This is a genomic window from Turicibacter sp. HGF1 (assembly GCF_000191865.1).
Taxonomy (GTDB): Bacteria; Bacillota_I; Bacilli_A; order MOL361; family Turicibacteraceae; genus Turicibacter; species Turicibacter sanguinis.
In genome coordinates this window covers 1-14,183 of sequence record NZ_AEXQ01000089.1, presented here as the reverse complement: position 1 = coordinate 14,183, position 14,183 = coordinate 1, and the positions used below count along the sequence as shown (strand labels likewise).

Here is a 14,183-nt window from a genome sequence, read left to right as displayed (position 1 = left end):
CTTTTTATTATTTTAAATAATTCGTTCCAAAATCAATTAAGGATCTAAAATCAATTAATCGACAAACAGCTCCACCAATACTTGCTTTTTTAACTTCAACTGCTTCTTCATAAGCAGCTCCTAATTCATTAAAAGAACTTGAATCAAGTGCTAAATCTTCAAATTCTACTAAAGTACGTTTCCCATTTTTCATGATAACTGCTTCGTGTTTAACTGTTTCACGGCAGTTTGCAAAATACTCAGCTAAATGCAATGCTGTAACATTTTCATAGTCTACCCCTAGACATAAAACTTTAGCATCTTGAGCATATAACTTTTGTAATGGTGAACCGTCCCCTAACATTGAATTTAGACGATGATTATTTAAATACCATTCAGCCTTACGTCCTGTTGCAATAAAAGAAGCGACAGGATGTGCACTTCGGCTAACATTTTGGCTCATTGCAAAAGTACAAGCAATTTCACCAGATTCAATTGGAGATAGATTAACATCATAAGCCGGCGTATTCTTTTTAATTTTATCTTGCCACTTAGTTGGTAAATCTAAATCGAAAAAACTCGGACACACTTGGTCGAGACGATGACTTGGCATAATAACGGTTGTATGATATCCCGTTACCTCATAAATTGCTTCAATTACTGTTTGTGCCCCACCAATAATAAAATTGAAACTTTTTAAATTACTATAAACCATTAAAAGCTCAGTGTTTTCTACACCTAACTCTTTTAGCCCTTTAATTAGGTCGTTTTTAGTAACAGGTTTATTTGTTTTGCTTACTATGTCTTTTAATATCATCATGCTCAACCCTTCCCATTTATTCTAATTCTCTTTATTAAGAATAAGTTTGCTCCCACATAACGCCTATCCTTAATTCATTCCTGTTCTAAGCCTAGCTAATACCCCATTGCCAACTTATTACCTACATTGTATAAAACTTTATACCATTTGAAAAGTGGGCATTCGCACACAAGAAAAAAGTACCATAAAAAACAAAAAGCTCCTATTCCATTTAAAAAGAATAAAAGCTTTTTTACAATTAACTATTTTTTATGCATTTGATCAATCTTCTTAACTTTCTCAACCCTTTGAACATATTTTTCAACACTTGAAAGATAATCCGTATGCATCCACGTTTTGACAATCTCGAGAGCAATTGCTGAACCAATAATTTTTCCACCCAAGCATAAAACGTTTGTATCGGAATGAGAACGAGCCAAGCTCGCACAAAAGGGGTCTTGGCATACAGCCGCATACACCCCCGGTACTTTATTTGCAATCATTGCACTTCCATAGCCAACACCATCGACAAAGATTCCGCGCTCTACTTCTTCATGACTTACAGCTAAAGCTGCTGGATAAACGTGATCAGGTAAATCACACGCCTCCTGACTATTTGTTCCAAAATCTACAACTTCATGACCTTCATTTTCTAAATATCTCTTAATTTCTTCTTTTAAATCATGTCCTGCATGATCACATGCCATTCCAATTTTCATCCACATCACCTCAAAATATCTAAACTTTAAATCATCTATCTTGATTATAATTATCCATTTCAAGGAATTTATACTAATTTTCAATCTAAAAAAGAGCCGGACTATCCGACTCTTTCATTTACGCGATTATTATAAAGTGATTGTTGCTTTCCATAATCCGTGTAAGTTACACCAAGCATAAACTTCTACTTCACCTTTGAAATCTCCGATTGGGAAGATTGCTTCTGGTTTTTCAGTTGCTTTGATTTCACGACGCATTACTAAATCCGAAGCTTTTACAGCTACGAATGGAATCCAGTGTTTTTCGATGCTTGGATGCTCTACTTCACCAACAGAAACTTTTAATACCCCATTTTCAACAGTTGGAACTGGCATGTGTTTTTCAACAGCAGCTTCAGTTGAGTTAGGTACTAATTCTTCCATTTTTTTACCGCAGCACATTACTGGAACTTTATGATCTTCAATTAATTCAATGACATTTCCACAAGTTGGACAAATATAAAATTTCATTGTTATTCCTCCATTTAATTGGTTTATTTTTCTTTTTAACTATATTTATATTATAACGATGACTCTTTAAAACTACAACCAAAATGCACTCAATTTTTATAAATAATAATTATTATTAATATTATATGATGCATTTTAAAAAATAAAAAAGAGTAATCACTTATAGTGTGATTACTCTCGATTTTTTTATAACTGCAATTCTGGTTTTAATTCACAAAATTCTGATTTTAGACGTGGCATAACTCTAAAATATGAATATAAGAGCCAGACTGTTGCACCTACCCAAGCAAATGGACTTGCTAAACAAACGCCCGCATATCCGATTAATCCCGGCAACGTAAAAGCAACACCCGTACGCATAATTAATTCCATTACACCCGCAAACATAGGTGCTACTGTGCTTCCAAGACCTTGTAAAGTAAAACGATATAAGAATAGTAATCCTAAGATTGGGAAAAAGGTTGCCACTGTATTTAAATATTGTTGTGAATAAGTTAAAACTTCAGTTCCTTCTGTTTCAACAAAGAATCCAACAAAGTAAGTTCCAAAGAAGACAACAATTAAAGCTGACACAACATTTACACATAATGTTAAAATTGTAGCCTGTTTAACCCCTTGACGTACACGTCCAAGCTCTCTCGCTCCGATATTTTGAGCTGAGAATGTTGCCATCGTCATTCCAATTGCAATAGATGGTTGAATTACTAACTGCTCTACTTTTGTTGCCGCTGTAAAGGCTCCAACAACTGTTGATCCAAAACTATTAATTGCCACTTGTAAAATCATAACCCCAACTGCTGTAATTGAATATTGTAACGCCATTGGAATTGAAACTGCCATAAGTTCTTTAACCAATAATCTATCCAATTTAAAGTGGTGCTTTTGTAATGTAAGGATATCCGATTTTTTCTTCATGTAAACGAAACATAAAAAAGCTGATAATCCTTGAGAAGCAATCGTTGCAGCAGCTGCTCCCGCTACTCCCATATTAAAGTTAATAATTAAAACTAGGTCTAATACGATATTTGTAATGGAGGCAATGATTAAAAAATAAAGTGGTGTTTTACTATCTCCAAATGCACGTAAAACCGACGCTAATAAGTTATAAGAAATAGTGGCAATAATTCCACCAAAAATAATACTTACATAGGTATTCGCATCAGCTAAAATATCAGCTGGCGTATTCATAATTTGTAATAACGGCTTAGCAAAAATCATGCAAATAATGGTGATAATGACTGTTGCGATAGCTGACAGGTAAATAGACATTGCAGTTGCCTTTTTTACCCCTTCCTCATCATTAGAACCAAATCGCTGTGATATAATCACTGAAAAACCATGAGTTAATCCATTAATAAAACCTAAGATTAGAAAAACTAATCCTCCTGTTGCACCAACTGCTGCTAAGGCTTGAACCCCCACGAACTTTCCAACAATCGCTGTATCCACCATACTGTATAATTGTTGAAATAAATTTCCGATTAAAATCGGAATCATAAATGCCAAAATTAACTTAATTGGACTCCCTTTCGTCATATCCGTCATCGTTTTCTCTCCTCCTCTTTTATACTCTATATCCAAAATTTTTCAAAATTCTATAACATCTTAACAGTGGTCTAGAAATATGTCAATGGGTTCCCTACGCTAAGTAGCGAGCCAAAGGCTCACTACTTAGCTTTCCTCCACTAGTAGGGCAATTCCTCATAATAGCTTGCCACCCTATTAAACAAAAAATTATACCCCAACTTTTGGGGTGGGACCCCCCAGCGATTAACTATTCCTCTACTGCTGGAGCACTCCTTTATAGCTGTCGGCCTTCCCATTAATTAAAGGCTCACTACTTAGCTTTCCTCTACTAGTCAGGCAATTCCTCATAGTAGCTTGCTACCCTATTAAACAAAAAATTATACCCCAACTTTTTTTGGGGGAAAAGTTTCCTCAACTATTGGGGTGGCCCCCAGCTATTGGCGTTAGACAATCTATTCTTCCACCGCTGGGACACTCCTCTATCATTGTCTGCCTCTATATTAAGCAAAAAACAACGGAATCTCTATGAAACACTCCTTAACATCTTACCATTTAATTCCTTGTTCAAAATTAAAGAAATTATCTGGATCGTACTTAGCTTTTACCAATTTTAATCTCGGTAAATTTTCTCCATAGTATTGTTTTTCATAGTTTTGTTGGGCGATTGGGAAATTAATAAAGGATCCTTCTGTATAAGTCGATAAAATTTTAAATCGTTCTTCTACCCACTGACGGTTAGTTGGCGCATATTTCGACTCTTCCCAGACCGATTGGAATCCTAAAATAAAGATAGCATCGCGATAATAATATGCACTTTCTTGTGGACTAACATCAGACACGGCTCCACCTACTCCATAAAACGTAATCGCTGTGTATAATGAACCTTCGGCACGTACCTCAATTAAATGAAGCATCTCTTTTAATTCTACCTCTGTGTAATGACGATAAATAAATCGTCCACCTGAACGATACTTTTCAAAATCAGGATGAGAATCTTGGACTGCACGATTCGCTTCAAGCACTGACATATAATCTAAGTCATAATCTGTCCCATCATTAAATTGATTTAGCAATGCATCGGCTTCTTCTTTCGTTCCATAAAAGATCCCCGTTAATCTAACACCTTGTCCCTTTGTTTCAGAATTATACATCGCCATTTTTAAGTTTAAACGACGATCTAAGTCTTTAAAAAATTGTTGATAACGGCTAGCCACCTCAATCACTTTTTCTACACTAACGCGTTGATAATCAATGTTAACCAATGTACACATCGCCATTTTTTCTGGTAACTTATATGTCAACTTTGTTACAACACCAAAGTTTCCACTACCACCACCTTTTAAAGCCCAATATAAATCAGGATTCATTTGATGATTGGCTACTAGCTTGTCTCCCTTATAATCAATGACTTCAGCTTCAATTAAGCTATCACATCCTAAACCGTATAAACGGCTTGAATATCCCCAGCCTCCACCAAGCGTAAATCCAGCGACACCTACCGTTGGACACCCTCCACCTGGAAATGGATATCCTGCACCGCAAACAGCTTCATATAATTCACGATTTCGAACTCCACCTTCAACGGTAACGATTTGATTGACTTCATCCAACTTTATTTTATTTAAATGACTTACATCAATGACTAGAAGATCATTACCTGTTGAATAGCCTTCATAATGATGAGATCCTGAGCGAATACGAAATGGTATCTTATTTTCTTTTGAGAATTTTAAGGCATTCATAACATTCTCTTCATTTTGACAATAGACCATAGCTTGTGGATATTTTTGAATTGCTCGATTCCAAGCTTGTCGACTTTCTTCGTATTCAAAATCATCTTTCGTTATAACTTTTCCTGTTAACTTTTTAAAGTTCATTTTTCACACCTTCAATCTCCTAAACTCATTAACATATTAGTATACCTTAAAAGTATTCTCAAAAGAAAGACATTTCAATACGAATAAAAAGTGCAAAGGAAATTTCCCTTTACACTTTTTATTATTATTCAGCTTTTAATACATAAACACGTGATGCATAGTCTCCATTTTCACCATTATATTTTTCAAGAATTTCTCCACGTGTAATATCACTTGTTAGTAATCCTAAGTTCATTAACTCATCTCCGTAATGAGTTGTTTCATTAATAGATACATGATACTTAAAGTTTTCGTTTAATCCTTGTAATTTTACACGTAAGTAACTGTTATTTACTGTTGTTAATGGACGATAGTATCCAACTAATGCTGTTTTTTGGTCGGGTGAAACCATCATCCAGGAAGTAATATCATTTTCAAATGGACTTAGTAAACGATAGAAAGTTCCATGCATCATGGTTTCACGGTGTTCTTTAAAGAATTCAATTTGCTCGGCGACCTGTTCTTTTTCTACATCTGTTAATTTATTTAGGTCTAGTTCATATCCAAATGTTCCGAAATAAGCAACATTTGCACGTGTACTAAGTGGAACCTGTCTAAACGTTTGATGATTCGGAATGGCAGAAACGTGAGACCCCATACTACAAATTGGGTAAACCATTGAAGTTCCGTATTGAATTTTTAATCGCTCTATGGCATCTGTATCATCACTTGTCCATGTTTGTGGTGCATAGAATAACATTCCTGGATCAAAACGTGCCCCACCACTTGCACAAGATTCAAATAAGATTTCTGGATACTTTGAAGTTAAGCGGTTATATAAATCATAAACACCTAAAATATATTTATGCATAACTTTTCCTTGATCTTCTGCTTTTGCAGTAGCAGAGAAACATTCTGTAATGTTACGATTCATATCCCACTTAATATAAGAAATTGGTGTTTTTTCTAATACTTTATCCATTAAATCAAAGATATAATCAACAACTTCAGAACGTGAGAAGTCTAATACATATTGATTACGACCATGACATGATCCGCGATTCGGTGTTGCTAAAATCCAATCTGGATGAGCACGATATAAATCTGAATCTTTATTCACCATTTCTGGTTCAAACCATAATCCAAATTTGATCCCTAAGTCCACAACTTTTTGTGCTAATCCTTCAATCCCATTTGGAAGCTTTTCATGATTCTTCACATACCAATCACCAAGCCCGCGGTGATCATCTTCACGATTACCAAACCATCCATCATCTAAAACAAATAATTCTACCCCTAAATCTTTTGCTGTTTTGGCAATGTTTAGAATTTTATCCTCATTAAAATCAAAGTAAGTTGCTTCCCAGTTATTAATTAAAACAGGACGAACACGATCACGCCAATAGCCACGAGCTAAACGAGTACGATATAACTCATGATAAGTTTGACTCATTCCATTTAATCCATCTTGGCTATAAACCATAACTACTTCTGGTGTTTGGAATACTTCACCTTGATTTAATACCCAGTTAAAACGATTTGGATGTAATCCCATTGTGATACGAGTCACACCATATGTGTCAACCTCAGCTTGCGCTAAGAAATTTCCACTATAAACAAAGCTAAATCCATAAACTTCTCCAGAAAATTCATCAGCATTTGGACGTTTTAATGCAAGGAATGGGTTATATTGATGGCTACTTGTTCCACGCATGCTGTAAATTGCTTGAATTCCATGCTCTAAACGACGTGATTTAACATGACGTTCACGTGACCATGATCCTGTTAATTCAATCATCTCATAATTTGAATCTGGTAAATCCACACAAGCACTCATGGCATTTGTTAACGTAATTTTTTCTTCCCCTAAATGATTGAATCGTGCATTACGTGTAATGACTGGGCGTGTTTCATAAATGGTATAGGTTAAAACTAACTCCGTATTAATTACTTCATCTTTTAACGTAATTTCTAGTGTTTTTGCCTCATCTTCATCTTCTACATAAGTGGCAGGTAAACAATCTATTAACGCCGGTTTACCACGATAGATTTTGTGTGATACATACTCAAAATGAGTCACATGACTTCCGTTTTCCTGCATAATTTCATAAGCTGGATACTTAAAATCTCCTGTTCCATAAGTTGGGTACTCTAATTTAAAATGTTCCAATGTAAAAAATGGATTTCCTTCATAAACACAAGCTGCCATTGCACGTTTACTCGTTTCTAATAAATGTGCAAAGGAGTCATTATGACGGATTCTTTTTCCATAATATAATTGTCCTAATTGGTTATTCTGTAAAATTGTTATAATATAACTTACATGATCATTATATAAATGAAATTCTTTTGTTACTTCATTAAATAAAATTGCCATTTTACTCTCTCCCTTTTAACACGTTTGGCGTTTCAAATATGGCTTCATTATAAAACAGAATACGCTTACTTTAAATGTCATCATGTTAGTTATATATGGCTAAATGTATTATATGAAGTAAAATTTATTAAAAATAAAAAAAAGCGCGATCATTAAGGAGGGGAGATCACGTCTTTTTTTTATTTTAGTATTCAAACAAAAAGTTTTGAAGTACTGATAATGGGGGATAAATTACATTTGAAAAAGTCTTGGCAAGGACTAATCTTAGTATTTCAATTTGTTGTCTTGAATAAGACTTTTTTATTATTTCATATAAATCGAATAAAGACAAACAATTTACTCTAACCAATAATTGTATTTATACTGTATGCACTCTGTATCGACTCGATGTTTTTTTTACCTATCTTTTCACTATAAAAGAACTACCTTTTTTAAGATAGTTCTTACCTTTTTACTGAGCTAAATAATTTACCTCACGATTTAAATGTTGTAGTGAAATTTCATCCGAATCGTATCCCAACATGGCTTTAAACAATTCATCATTATCCTCTAAAACCCAATTGCCATCTACTTTTGTTAGATTTAGTTCTAATTCACGAGTAACATACTGCTTTTTTATATCAGGATTATCGATTAAGTTAACTAAGACACTAATCTCAAAATCATCTATTTTAGAACCAACTGATGTTAATTCTTCATCGATGACAGGTTTAATCGTTTGTTCTACTAATCCCGCTTCATAATCTTCTAACATCATATCTAAATTTACATTACTAATTTGTACTTTTACCGTTGCTTGATCATCCGTAACATTACTTTCTAACACCTTATAGTGCATCGTTGGTAGTACTTTATTTAAAAAGACTGTTTCGACACTAGAAGTTGTTGATAGACGAATGGCGATATCTTCATTATCATATTGAAGAGACTTATAGTGATCAAGTAACTCTACGACACTTTTTTGAGGTAAATATCTTTGGTAACTAGCTGTAAATAATACAAATAAAAACACTGGAATAATGATTGCTGCCACGGTCCTAACTTTATTTTCCACTGGGCCACCTCCTAACAATATTATTATAATTACCATTATCTTCTTAGATATTCCAATTTTAAAAACTAAAGTAAAATGACTTGCTGAGTCAATCTTGACTCATCTGCTGCAAAAGCCATTCTATGACTTTCTAGTGAAACTAATGCCGATGTTTTAGCTTCATGTTTTTTCCCATTTAAGTAATCCTCAACAGCGTCAACAAAATCTTGTAACAATCTTGAATCTCCACCACCATGTCCCTTGTGTCCTGAAATATCATCTTTCGGCTCAATAACCTCAACTTGCTTCGTTAAAAAATCATAAACTTCAATTTGATTAAATCCCATGTGCCCTCGAATTTCTCCTTTAGAACCCATGATTTTAATTGTTCTCGTTACCTCATGCGTAAAGGCGCTTAAATTAAATGTTGCACTAACTCCATTTTCAAATTCTAAAATTGTCACCTGATGATCCATCACATCATTATCACAACAATAAACGCAACGTCCGTAAGGTCCATGTGCTAAAGCTTCTTTGACCCCTTCTTCTGTTTGATTTTCAGTAATCACAGATGTTGGCCATTTTCCAATATTTTGTGGATATAATTTTAAAGCTGAATAAGGACAATCTGATTCAATTAGGCAATCAATACAACGTGATGATGCCTTTAGTGGCATACACTCCTTCTTAAAATGCTGAAGGTTTCCAAACGATGCAATCTTTATACATTTTGCCCCCACCAAGAAATTTAAAATATCGAAATCGTGACAGCTCTTCGCTAAAATAATAGGGCTCGTTTCCACTGAATTACGCCAATTCCCACGCACAAAACTATGCGCCATATGATAATAACCAATATTCTCATTATGCTGAATCGATGCAATCTTTCCGATTGCCCCTTCATCAATTAAACGTTTAATCGTGCTAAAAAACGGTGTATATCGTAAAACATGACAAACCATAAACACTTGGTTTGGATAATTTATAGCTAAATTCTCAAGCTTATCCACCTCCTCGAGTGTATTAGTCATCGGTTTTTCGAGTAGGATATGGTATCCTTTTTCGAGCGCTAATTTAGCAGGTTCATAATGCATGTCATCATTCGTACAAATAAGCACCGCGTCACAAAATTTATCAATCGCTAGTAACTGCTCCCAAGACTCGAAGAGAAACTCATCTCTTAGATGATGATGATTCTTCATATACTCTCGTCGCTCCCTAATCGGTTCTGCTACCCCGACTACTTCAACCCCTTCCATTCCTTTTAAAACATAATCTGCATACGTATCTTTTCCTCTTTGACCCGCACCAATCACTGCAACCTTAATCATAACTCTCTCCCTCTTTTTTTAAAAATATCATCTATATTCTTTATCATTCTATCGAAACATTTTTCACATTTTTAAAAATCAACCTTCATAAATAAACCTTATTTTTAGTAACGCCTACCATAGTCCTGATAAAAGTTTTCCAACTATGAAAAACTTATCACTACTTATATATATTCACGTGCCTATCATTACAGACTATCTCGTACTGTATAAAACATAAAATAGTTTCTATCTTTTAATATAGAGGAAATAAAACTTTTCTAATTATGAAAAGCTTATCTAAAATCCTACATTTATGTCTTTAAATTTAATTTCATAAAAAATTTGTCAACATATGAGGAATATGTTATAATTCTGCCTAAGAATCGATGAAATATATTCTGTATATGGGTACCTGGAATATATCGAGATATTGGTACAACCGGCTTTTTAAAATGAGCCGGTTTTTTTTCGGCCATTTTGAGAAAACAAAAAAACTCAGGTTATTTAACCTGAGTCAACTTCTTTTTATTTATCTTCTCTAATCATATAACGATTTTCGTCTTGGTCATAGAAGGTAAACATTTTTCCATAAGGCATGATTTTTAAATCATCAACCTTAATTCCTTTTTCCTTCATTTCTTCATAGGTAACCTGAATATCTTGTGTGCTTAAAATAATTGATGGATGTTCAACATTTGTTTGTGGATTTTGAGATTTCATTAGTGCTTTTTCATAAATAACAAATGATGTTAGGCTATCTGTTTGGGGTTTTACTTCTACCCATTTAAAACCAGGTCCCATTGGTTTAATATCACAATCAAATCCCATTTTTTCAGTCCAAAAGGCCATCGCTTCATCTTGATTTTGAACATAAATCGTTACTTTACTAATATAGTTAATCATGTGTATCCCTCCTTTGGTCTAACCTATTCTATCATATCCCCACTACTTTGCCCAAATATATGGCCTTTTTTTCTAAGTATATCTAGTCATTCCGAAAAATTCAAATTAACTGATAAGTGATCTCTCCCTATGACTGTTGATTCAAAAACATTTCTTGCATTTGAAGCATATTCCTCAGGTGTTAATAATGCTGCCCCAAAATGTGTTAACAGTAGCGACTTAACATTCCCCTTTTTAGCTAATGTCGCCGCCTCTTTGAAGGTCATATGTTTATTTTTAATCGCTTTTTCGATTTCTTCATCAAATGCATAAGTTCCCTCACAAATAAATAAATCACTACCTTCGATAAAGGGAATAATCTCTAAAATCGGACGAGTGTCTGTCACTAAACTAACTTTAATCCCCTTGCGAACTTCACCAAGAACAAGATGCGGATAATATTCTCTCTCCTCATAAAATATGGGCTCATCTGATTTTTGTAATTGATTCCAAATATCCTTTGGAACCTTATTAGATAGAGCTTTTTCTAAATCAAATTTTGGACGTCGTTTAACATATAGTTGATATCCTATACAGGGTGAGGAATGATCAAGCTCTAACGTTTTAATGACTATCTCTCCTTTATACAGCTCAATTTCCTGTTGTGGATTCTCAATCACGTTTATTTCATACGGCAAATACTTTGCGATGACGCGAGCTGCTGATACAGCTTCGCTAATCCCCTCTGGTCCTAAAATTAAAAGAGGGTTAACTCGTCCACTATTTCCAATCGTTCCAAGTAACCCTGGTAACCCAATAATATGATCACCATGAATATGCGTAATACAAATCATATCAATACTTTTAAATCCACTATTGATTTCTCTCATAGATACCTGGGTTCCTTCTCCACAATCAATTAAAATTTTATTCCCTCTATAAGTGATGAGCGTTGCCGATAAATATCGCCCTGGCAAAGGCATCCCACCCCCAGTTCCTAATAGTGTAACATCTAACATAACCTTTTCACTCCTTTTAATGTTTATATATATGTAGCTAAACTTATATATTTAAAATGATAAAATCAATCTATTTGTATACAAAAAAACTGCTTTAACTTAGTTCCCACCTAAGCTAAAGCAGTTTTTCCTCTGATACAGTTCATTGTAACAAATGAATTGTTACTTTCATAAAAATTCAAATGACAAATTAGAAGACATTACCCTATTTATTCTATAATTTTTATTTTTTAGCTCTCTCCTTCTAAAAAATAAAAATTTTCATTACTTCTGTATTGCTCCCATTGCAAAACAGAAGTTAATTAATTTCCCAATGTACATTACCCTTTGTACATCATTATCATACTATAAACGAGTGATATATATAAAGAAAAAAAATATCACATCTAACTTGTGATATTTTCAGAAAACTAAAAAATTATATAAAGGTGAGTACTCTTCTTCACTTAATGAAGTACGAGTTGATACCTGTTTAAGAAATGTCTTTTTTATTTGATTAACAGTATCTTCAGGAAGAGCTTCTGTTTCAACCAGCTCTTTTAACTCTTGTTGTAGTAACACTACTTTGTCCATTTGTTTAGTACGCCAATATAAATCTAATTGTTTATCAAACCACATTTTTTTAGAATTAGTACTCCAAGAGGATAAGATAGTGGACTTAATTTGTGTATAGTATGATTGAGCTTCCTCATATTCCTCCATCTCAAAATATACTGCACCAATTAATAAAAGAGTTAAGGCTTTTTCTAAATCACTTTCACGATACGAAAAAGCTTTTTTTAATATTTCTAATGCTTTTGAATACTCGTGGTTTGCTATGTAATTCCACCCTAAAGAATGATAAATATGTTTTAAATACGGTTCATACTCTGGCTCATCAAGTAAAGCTAATAAATAATCTCGGGATTCTAATATCAGACCATTATTTCGTAAAATTTCTACTTTAATAAGGATTGCCTTGACATAATGCTTAGAAGGATAAATATTAGCTTTAGAAGTTAATTGGTTAATCATTTCTAATGCTAACTGATGCTGTCCCATTTGATAATAAGTAAGGATTAACAATACATCAATCTCTTTAATTTGTTCTTCAGTTTTTGCGTATCCAATGGCTATTGAAAGTTTTGAAATAGACTCTACATATCGTCCTAACTTTCTCAACATAATTCCAAATTGTTGATATAAATGATAGGGATTAATATCTTCTTTAATGGCTCGATCAATGGCTATTTGAAAATGTTTAACGGCTTCTTGACCATCATTCCTCATGAAATAATACTGCCCTAATAATTTATCCAACTGAATCATATAGCTTGTTAAATTATACTGCTTAGCCACACTCATCAATTCATCATATTGGTCAACAATCGTATCTATTGTTAAACGTTGTTCAAAAAATTCACGTGCTTGCTCCTCTGGGGTTTTTAAAAATTCATCCAATGTATATAATGACCGCATTTCACCTTCTGTTAATGTAACTAAGGCATCATATATATCAATTAACGTTTTTTCTGGAGGTTGCCGCTTATTTGTTTCAATCATACTTAAATAATGTTGAGTAATCCCAAAATGTTGAAAAGTCCCCTGTTTTAAATGAAATTGTTGTCGAACTTGACGTATTTTTTCTCCAACTGTATAAAACAACTACTTCACTCCTAAACTAGTTTTTTCATTATTTTTTATTTTTTCTACCTATAAAGATACCATATCTACTCAAAACAATACATTAAATTTCCTATTTTGCTAAATATAATGTCAAAATTGAGATAAAACAGGAAAATTTTTTTTAATAATCAGAGAATCTATCGTATTTAATCGCAAAAGATAAACTTTATCATACAATGTATTATAAAGAATTTTTATTATATTTATTCCTATGGAGGTGTGAGTACAGATGACATCCTCTAGCTATGATCAAGCCATTAATAATTTAATTGCATCCATCGCTTTAGAAGAAACATCTTTATCTCAAATCATTCAATCACAGGCCACCAAATTAGATACAATTATTAATAATCAGGGGATAACAGCAAATGATTTGCAAGATGTTGAAGCCTGTTTAACATCCATGCATCAAGCTATTTCTAAACTTGAAACAATTCTTGAAGCTAAAATTGAATTTTTTGATTCCGAATATTCTCAATAAAAAAACTATCTCAAGAATTCTTG

At 33.4% G+C, this 14,183-nt stretch carries 12 protein-coding genes and 1 riboswitch; of the genes, 1 reads left to right on the top strand and 11 read right to left on the bottom strand.

Going from position 1 to position 14,183, the window contains the following annotated elements; translation table 11 throughout:
* Window positions 1-7: 7 nt before the first annotated feature.
* The 11 genes from HMPREF9402_RS08835 to HMPREF9402_RS08785 all read right to left on the bottom strand — a co-directional run bounded on the left by HMPREF9402_RS08835 (window position 8) and on the right by HMPREF9402_RS08785 (window position 13,658).
* Window positions 8-799 (bottom strand): aminoglycoside N(3)-acetyltransferase, encoded by a 792-nt coding sequence (locus HMPREF9402_RS08835; RefSeq protein WP_006783630.1) that lies wholly within the window; start codon window positions 797-799, stop codon window positions 8-10.
* Window positions 800-1,041: 242 nt separating this feature from the next.
* A complete protein-coding gene (locus HMPREF9402_RS08830) occupies window positions 1,042-1,497 on the bottom strand; it encodes an RpiB/LacA/LacB family sugar-phosphate isomerase (RefSeq protein ID WP_006783631.1) in 456 nt (151 codons plus the stop codon).
* Between the two features lie 129 nt (window positions 1,498-1,626).
* A complete protein-coding gene (locus HMPREF9402_RS08825) occupies window positions 1,627-2,007 on the bottom strand; it encodes a desulfoferrodoxin family protein (RefSeq protein WP_006783632.1) in 381 nt (126 codons plus the stop codon).
* Window positions 2,008-2,193: 186 nt separating this feature from the next.
* Window positions 2,194-3,552, bottom strand: coding sequence for an MATE family efflux transporter (locus HMPREF9402_RS08820; protein WP_006783633.1), 1,359 nt, complete (start codon window positions 3,550-3,552; stop codon window positions 2,194-2,196).
* A 527-nt stretch (window positions 3,553-4,079) separates the two neighbouring features.
* A complete protein-coding gene (locus tag HMPREF9402_RS08815; RefSeq protein WP_009607156.1) occupies window positions 4,080-5,411 on the bottom strand; it encodes an FAD-binding oxidoreductase in 1,332 nt (443 codons plus the stop codon).
* Between the two features lie 124 nt (window positions 5,412-5,535).
* The gene (locus tag HMPREF9402_RS08810; RefSeq protein WP_009607158.1) at window positions 5,536-7,767 is read right to left on the bottom strand and encodes an alpha-galactosidase; all 2,232 of its coding nucleotides are present in this window, start codon (window positions 7,765-7,767) and stop codon (window positions 5,536-5,538) included.
* Between the two features lie 451 nt (window positions 7,768-8,218).
* Window positions 8,219-8,821 carry a hypothetical protein gene (locus tag HMPREF9402_RS08805; RefSeq protein ID WP_006783636.1) on the bottom strand — a complete coding sequence of 201 codons (603 nt, stop codon included), beginning with the start codon at window positions 8,819-8,821 and terminating at the stop codon, window positions 8,219-8,221.
* A gap of 65 nt (window positions 8,822-8,886) precedes the next feature.
* On the bottom strand, window positions 8,887-10,131 hold the full coding sequence (locus HMPREF9402_RS08800; protein ID WP_006783637.1) for a Gfo/Idh/MocA family oxidoreductase: 1,245 nt from the start codon (window positions 10,129-10,131) through the stop codon (window positions 8,887-8,889).
* 352 nt (window positions 10,132-10,483) lie between these two features.
* Window positions 10,484-10,567: riboswitch (cyclic di-GMP riboswitch) on the top strand.
* A 71-nt stretch (window positions 10,568-10,638) separates the two neighbouring features.
* Window positions 10,639-11,016: a VOC family protein gene (locus HMPREF9402_RS08795; protein WP_006783638.1), complete on the bottom strand. Its 378-nt coding sequence runs from the start codon at window positions 11,014-11,016 to the stop codon at window positions 10,639-10,641.
* 86 nt (window positions 11,017-11,102) lie between these two features.
* Window positions 11,103-12,014 (bottom strand): ribonuclease Z, encoded by a 912-nt coding sequence (locus HMPREF9402_RS08790; protein ID WP_006783639.1) that lies wholly within the window; start codon window positions 12,012-12,014, stop codon window positions 11,103-11,105.
* A gap of 402 nt (window positions 12,015-12,416) precedes the next feature.
* The gene (locus tag HMPREF9402_RS08785; RefSeq protein ID WP_006783640.1) at window positions 12,417-13,658 is read right to left on the bottom strand and encodes a helix-turn-helix domain-containing protein; all 1,242 of its coding nucleotides are present in this window, start codon (window positions 13,656-13,658) and stop codon (window positions 12,417-12,419) included.
* A gap of 250 nt (window positions 13,659-13,908) precedes the next feature.
* Here HMPREF9402_RS08785 and HMPREF9402_RS08780 point away from each other — a divergent pair, with 250 nt between their 5' ends.
* Window positions 13,909-14,160, top strand: a complete 252-nt coding sequence (locus HMPREF9402_RS08780) for a hypothetical protein (protein WP_009607157.1) — start codon at window positions 13,909-13,911, stop codon at window positions 14,158-14,160.
* The last annotated feature ends 23 nt before the right edge of the window (window positions 14,161-14,183 follow it).

What these genes read in the sequence shown, in the direction of transcription:
- HMPREF9402_RS08790 (WP_006783639.1), bottom strand. Translation starts at nt 12,014, where the DNA reads ATGTTAGATGTTACACTATTAGGAACTGGGGGTGGGATGCCTTTGCCA.
- HMPREF9402_RS08830 (WP_006783631.1), bottom strand. Translation starts at nt 1,497, where the DNA reads ATGAAAATTGGAATGGCATGTGATCATGCAGGACATGATTTAAAAGAA.
- HMPREF9402_RS08820 (WP_006783633.1), bottom strand. Translation starts at nt 3,552, where the DNA reads ATGACGGATATGACGAAAGGGAGTCCAATTAAGTTAATTTTGGCATTT.
- HMPREF9402_RS08825 (WP_006783632.1), bottom strand. Translation starts at nt 2,007, where the DNA reads ATGAAATTTTATATTTGTCCAACTTGTGGAAATGTCATTGAATTAATT.
- HMPREF9402_RS08810 (WP_009607158.1), bottom strand. Translation starts at nt 7,767, where the DNA reads ATGGCAATTTTATTTAATGAAGTAACAAAAGAATTTCATTTATATAAT.
- HMPREF9402_RS08815 (WP_009607156.1), bottom strand. Translation starts at nt 5,411, where the DNA reads ATGAACTTTAAAAAGTTAACAGGAAAAGTTATAACGAAAGATGATTTT.
- HMPREF9402_RS08800 (WP_006783637.1), bottom strand. Translation starts at nt 10,131, where the DNA reads ATGATTAAGGTTGCAGTGATTGGTGCGGGTCAAAGAGGAAAAGATACG.
- HMPREF9402_RS08780 (WP_009607157.1), top strand. Translation starts at nt 13,909, where the DNA reads ATGACATCCTCTAGCTATGATCAAGCCATTAATAATTTAATTGCATCC.
- HMPREF9402_RS08835 (WP_006783630.1), bottom strand. Translation starts at nt 799, where the DNA reads ATGATGATATTAAAAGACATAGTAAGCAAAACAAATAAACCTGTTACT.
- HMPREF9402_RS08795 (WP_006783638.1), bottom strand. Translation starts at nt 11,016, where the DNA reads ATGATTAACTATATTAGTAAAGTAACGATTTATGTTCAAAATCAAGAT.